The sequence below is a fragment of the Alloalcanivorax marinus genome, from assembly GCF_016906305.1.
Lineage (GTDB): Bacteria > Pseudomonadota > Gammaproteobacteria > Pseudomonadales > Alcanivoracaceae > Alloalcanivorax > Alloalcanivorax marinus.
The window spans coordinates 1-1202 of record NZ_JADDOL010000056.1; the positions used below are offsets into that span (position 1 = coordinate 1).

The following is a 1202-nucleotide window of genomic DNA, read 5'->3' on the forward strand; positions in this document are numbered from 1 at the left end:
TGACCTTTCCCCCAAGTTAGCACCATCTGATCGATGAGATTTCATCAGATTACGCCGCCCTGCGAGCGTACTCAACGGGCGACAGATAATTCAGAGCACTGTGTGGCCGAACGTGGTTGTAGTGCTCGCGCCACAGATCGATTTCCGCTTTAGCTTCCTCCAGGGTTCTGAACCAGTGACGGTTCAAACATTCGTTACGGAATTTACCGTTCAGGCTCTCGACAAAGGCATTCTGGGTGGGCTTTCCTGGCTGGATAAAGCCAAGCGCGACTCGCGACTCTCTACTCCAGAAAAACATCGCTTTACTGGTGAATTCAGTGCCGTTGTCGCAGACAATCGTCTTGGGCTTATCACGTGATTCAACAAGCTGGCTTAAAAATCGGGCGACCTGGCGGCCACTGATCGAGACGGACACCAGTTGCCCTACGACCTCTCGGGAAAAGTCGTCGACCACATTCAGGATCCGGAACCGTCGACCATTGGCGAGTTGGTCGGCGACAAAATCCATCGACCAGCGTTCGTTGACCGCTTGGGGCAGCACCAGCGGTTGGCGTGGCCGTTGCAGCTTCTTACGGCGCTTCGTACGTACCTGAAGGCCTTCCTCAGTGTATATGCGATAGGTCCGCTTGCGGTTGATGACCAAGCCTTCGGCTTTGAGCAGCCCATGCAGCAGCAAATAGCCATACGCGGACTGTTCCGTCGCCAGCTCTTTCAGGCGCGCTCGTAACGCCTCATCGTCGCGTGGACAAGCCCGATACCGATAACCGGTCCGGGAAACACCCGCCAACCGGCAGGCCACCCGTTCACTCAGGCTGTGGTTCTCAATCAGATGGCGTGCCGCCTGCTTGCGCCCCACAGGCGTCACCACTTTTTTGAGAGCACGTCCTTCATGGCCTCCACTTCCAGCAGCTTGTCCGCCAGAAGCTTCTTCAGCTTGGTGTTTTCCGACTCCAGCTCCCGCAGCCGTTTAGCCTCGTTGACCTCCAGGCCTGCGTATTTGCTGCGCCAGTTGTAGAAGGTGCCATTGGAGATGCCGAGCTTGCGGCAAAGATCTTCGACCTTGGCGCCCGCTTCATGCTCCTTGATGGCCCCGATGATTTGCTCCTCAGTGTAGCGCTTCTTCTTCATGCTGAGATCTCCTCCAAGTCAGGGTAACTGGAAATCTCATCGTCTTCATGGTCTTAATTTCGGGGGGAAGGTCA

The 1202-nt window shown here is 55.8% G+C and carries 1 protein-coding gene; it reads right to left on the minus strand.

The window, feature by feature from the left end; all coding sequences use genetic code 11:
* Positions 1-49: 49 nt before the first annotated feature.
* Positions 50-1128 (minus strand): IS3 family transposase gene (locus IM760_RS18755; protein ID WP_204431739.1). Its coding sequence is split into 2 segments (ribosomal slippage): positions 50-876 and positions 876-1128, totalling 1080 coding nucleotides; the frame shifts between segments, so codons are not numbered across the junction.
* Positions 1129-1202: the final 74 nt, after the last annotated feature.